General features: G+C 67.9%; 3 protein-coding genes, 1 tRNA gene and 3 pseudogenes. 3 read left to right on the top strand and 4 right to left on the bottom strand.

Going from position 1 to position 3425, the window contains the following annotated elements; genetic code table 11:
* Positions 1-92: 92 nt before the first annotated feature.
* Positions 93-281, bottom strand: a pseudogene (locus ACWEN3_RS43830) (transposase domain-containing protein); the annotation flags it as partial.
* A 148-nt stretch (positions 282-429) separates the two neighbouring features.
* Between ACWEN3_RS43830 and ACWEN3_RS43825 the strand changes: the two are divergent.
* A pseudogene (locus ACWEN3_RS43825) lies at positions 430-678 on the top strand (integrase core domain-containing protein); the annotation flags it as partial.
* A 248-nt stretch (positions 679-926) separates the two neighbouring features.
* Here the strand turns inward: ACWEN3_RS43825 and ACWEN3_RS43820 are convergent.
* The 3 genes and pseudogenes from ACWEN3_RS43820 to ACWEN3_RS43810 all read right to left on the bottom strand — a co-directional run bounded on the left by ACWEN3_RS43820 (position 927) and on the right by ACWEN3_RS43810 (position 2103).
* Positions 927-1000: transfer RNA gene (locus tag ACWEN3_RS43820), tRNA-Met, on the bottom strand.
* A 143-nt stretch (positions 1001-1143) separates the two neighbouring features.
* Positions 1144-1431 (bottom strand): STAS domain-containing protein, encoded by a 288-nt coding sequence (locus tag ACWEN3_RS43815; protein ID WP_452983544.1) that lies wholly within the window; start codon positions 1429-1431, stop codon positions 1144-1146.
* A gap of 194 nt (positions 1432-1625) precedes the next feature.
* Positions 1626-2103 (bottom strand): annotated as a pseudogene (locus ACWEN3_RS43810) (ATP-binding protein).
* Between the two features lie 160 nt (positions 2104-2263).
* Here ACWEN3_RS43810 and ACWEN3_RS43805 point away from each other — a divergent pair.
* Positions 2264-2641 carry an STAS domain-containing protein gene (locus ACWEN3_RS43805; RefSeq protein WP_452983542.1) on the top strand — a complete coding sequence of 126 codons (378 nt, stop codon included), beginning with the start codon at positions 2264-2266 and terminating at the stop codon, positions 2639-2641.
* A gap of 274 nt (positions 2642-2915) precedes the next feature.
* The coding region (locus ACWEN3_RS43800; RefSeq protein ID WP_452983539.1) for a carbonic anhydrase at positions 2916-3425 on the top strand (510 nt) is incomplete at its 3' end.

The raw sequence follows: 3425 nt of genomic DNA, 5'->3' as shown, positions 1-3425 counted from the left end.
TCGTCCCGGCGTTTGGGTTCCGGTCGACAACCAGGCGGGTTGATCGCCTGAGGCTCAGTGCGAACTACCTACGAACTTCCGGCGCAGGACACTAGCAGGAAGTAGACCCCGACCCGGGACGGCAGATCACGCAACCGCCGCTGCACCGTCCGCGTCTCCGCCAGCACCGCGTCCACCAGCTCGAACGGCACCACGGCGATCAGCTCTCCCAGATGGCCCGGCGCGAACCGGCCCGCCGCCACGGTCACCGAACGGGTGATGGCCGTCAGCGCGGACGGCAGGACAAAATGAACCCGCAACGGAGCTCCTCACGTACAAGCTGTCTTGGTCGACTGCCTGCACCAACGAGCTCCGTCGCTCTGCGTCGGAAATCCTTCAACTCACTTGCGTGACCTGCGAAAACGCTAACTTCCCGGCCTTGGGCGAAGCCCCGTACAAACCTGCCGACGCGAACTGCTGGACCGCACCTTGGTCTGGAACCAGCGGCACCTTCTCCATGCACTACTGAAGTTTGAAGAGCACTACAACTCCCACCGGCCGCATCAGGGCATCGCCAACGCCCGCCCGCTCCACCCGTTGCCAATGCCGGTCACCGATCCGGAGCAGATCACCCACCTCGACATACGACGACGCGAACGACTCGGCGGCATCCTCCACGAATACCAACATGCCGCCTGACCCCGACGGATGAGGTTTTCGGCAGGCGCAAGGCCGGACGCCTGGTAGACATGGGTGCTGCGCCTACGGCGGCATAGGGGCACCATCCGCTACGGCGGATGAATCGGGATGTTCGCCAGTGCCGTCGAGGATCCGGCTACGAGCTGGGCCTGGGAGCGTACGTCCGTTGCGTTAGCTCACCGAGAGCCAGGTCCGAACCGGCCCACTCGTAGTGAAGGCCCGGTGGATACCGGGCCTTCACGTCTGAGTAGCGGGGACAGGATTTGAACCTGCGACCTCTGGGTTATGAGCCCAGCGAGCTACCGAGCTGCTCCACCCCGCGTCGGTACGGTGAACTGTACGGCACCGAGCGGGATCGGCCCAATCGACTTTCGACCCGGTCCGGATTCTGAATTCCCGCAGGCCCCAGTGCTCACGGAATTCGGGACCTTTCACCTCGGGGGTAGCCCCCTGGTGCCGTGTCTGTCACGCCCCGGGCAGAGCGTGCAGCATCCTCTGGGGGAACTGGACGTCGGTGCCCGTCAGCTCCAGAACGCGCCGAACCGGCGGCTGCATGCCACGTGCTTCCACCGTGCCGCCGCCCGCGAGGACCTGCTGGCGCACGCTTTGCAGCAGGTTCAGACCGGCGGCGTCCATGAACGTCACGAGTGTCATGTCGAAGGTGAGGTCCCGGCCGGCGATCGCGAGGAGAGCGAGGGAGGGCATGGCCCGCACGCAGGCCGGGAAATCCAGTTCCCCGACCAGGGTGATCACGATCCGCGTAGGCGCATCAGCGATGCGGATATCGAAGAAGGGCTGCCATAGAGGGAACCGCCGTTCGGGATCAGAGGCCCATCACGGTCGGCTCCCACTGCCGGAAGAAGGCCGTCAAGCGCGCAGCGGGCGGTGGCAGCCGAGACGGCTGTGAGGGTGAACGCGGGCGAGCCTGCGGCAGCCGGCCGTATTTCCTAGGGTTTGTGGCGGGAGCCCGCCATGCCAGGGGCGTCGGCGAGGGCGATGCGGGCGGTGATGCGTTTGCCGACCGGCTCACGCCGGGCTTCCACGCCCTGCGCGACGGCCACCACGATCTCCAGGCCGTGCTGCCCGACGCGGCCGGCGTCCGAGGCCCGCGCCACCGGCAGCACCGGGTCGGAGTCCCACACGACGACCTCCAGTACTTCGCCCATGATCCGCAGTTCCATCAGTACAGGTCCGGGCGCGTACTTACGGGCGTTGGTGACCAGTTCGCTGACCACCAGCTGGGTGAGGTCCACGGCACGCTGAGAGACCGTCACACCGTGCGCGCTCCTGAGCGCGGGTGAGGAAACTTGCGGCCAGATGGCGGGCCTGGGCGATGCAGGTCCCGTCCCCCTCCAGCGCCACGGCGGTCTGCAGAACTTGGGCGCCAGGCGCGGTGTCGTCCTCCCCCGCCGGGTCTGATCCCATCACAGCCGCCATTCATTCCCCGATCACAACGCCCGGCGCGTACCCCCGCAGCCGGGGTTCACGCCTTGCCCGCCCTGTTGGCTGTGCCACACAAAGGAGCCGCCCGTACTACCCCGGGCGGCACTGCGTACGAGGGTGTGAATATGCCAGGATCACCAGCATGGCTGAGGCAGAGATGACCAATACCGGACCCACCGAGCAGCCAGGCCCGCTGTCGGTCGTGTCCACGACCGTCGACGGCATCCGCGTAGTGACCCTGGCCGGAGAGATCGACCACCAAACTGGCGACGCACTCCGCCAGGCCCTGGAAGCCTCCAACACCCCCCGCCCCCGCGTCGTGGCGGACCTGCACCAGGTCACCTTCATGGACTCCAGCGGCATCAACATCTTCATCACTGCTCACCGCACCCTCAGCGAAGCCGGCGACTGGCTGCGCCTCGCCGCGCCTGGCGTATCCGTGATGCGCACCCTGAACATCGTCGGCGTCGACACCCTCATCGACTGCCGGGAAACCTTCCACCAAGCCCTCAGCAACTGACGCTTCAGCGCCGGCCTCTCCGTCGGCGGGAAGAAGGCGGCCCGCATAGGTGGTGGCGGAGTGGCCGGCCCGGCATGGCTGAGGGAACCGCTTCTGGGACCGTTTCGCGGTCCTGCTGCCCGAGCGACCGGAGTACTGCCCGGACCACCTCCAGCTCGGGGCGGGTTGAACGCCGCCCGGGGTCGTCCGGTTACCTTGCGTGCGAGGCCAGCCAGGGGGCGAGAGGGGTGACCAGGCGGTGCAAGGGCTGGGTCTGGCTCGTAAGCTGCCGCCCATGACGACCCAGGCCCAGCCTTTGACGCCCCGTGAAGCCTTCGAGCTGCTGCTTGCCGGGAACCAGCGCTTCACCGCGGGCGCCCCTGAGCACCCGAACCAGGACGCGGCCCGCCGCGCCGAGACCGCGCCGGTCCAGCACCCCTTCGCGGTGCTGTTCGGATGCTCGGATTCCCGGCTGGCCGCCGAGATCATCTTCGACCGGGGCCTGGGTGACCTGTTCGTGGTCCGCACCGCCGGCCACGTCATGGGCCCGGAAGTGATCGGCAGTCTTGAGTACGGGGTGGACCTGCTGGACTGCCCGCTGGTGGTGGTCCTGGGACACGACTCGTGCGGCGCGGTCGCCGCCGCGTGCGCCACGCTGGAGAACGGCAAGGCGCCCGCCGGCTACATCCGGGACGTCGTCGAGCGCGTCACCCCCAGCGTGCTCGCGGCCGGGGCCGCGGGCCGCTTCGACGCGGACGAGGTCCTCGCCGAGCACATAAGGCACACCGTCGACCTCCTGCTGGAC

The organism is Streptomyces sp. NPDC004561, from assembly GCF_053602155.1.
Note: the sequence above shows the minus strand (reverse complement) of the source record. Positions and strands in the feature narration are given on the sequence as shown.

What these genes read in the sequence shown, in the direction of transcription:
- ACWEN3_RS43805 (WP_452983542.1), top strand. Translation starts at nt 2,264, where the DNA reads ATGGCTGAGGCAGAGATGACCAATACCGGACCCACCGAGCAGCCAGGC.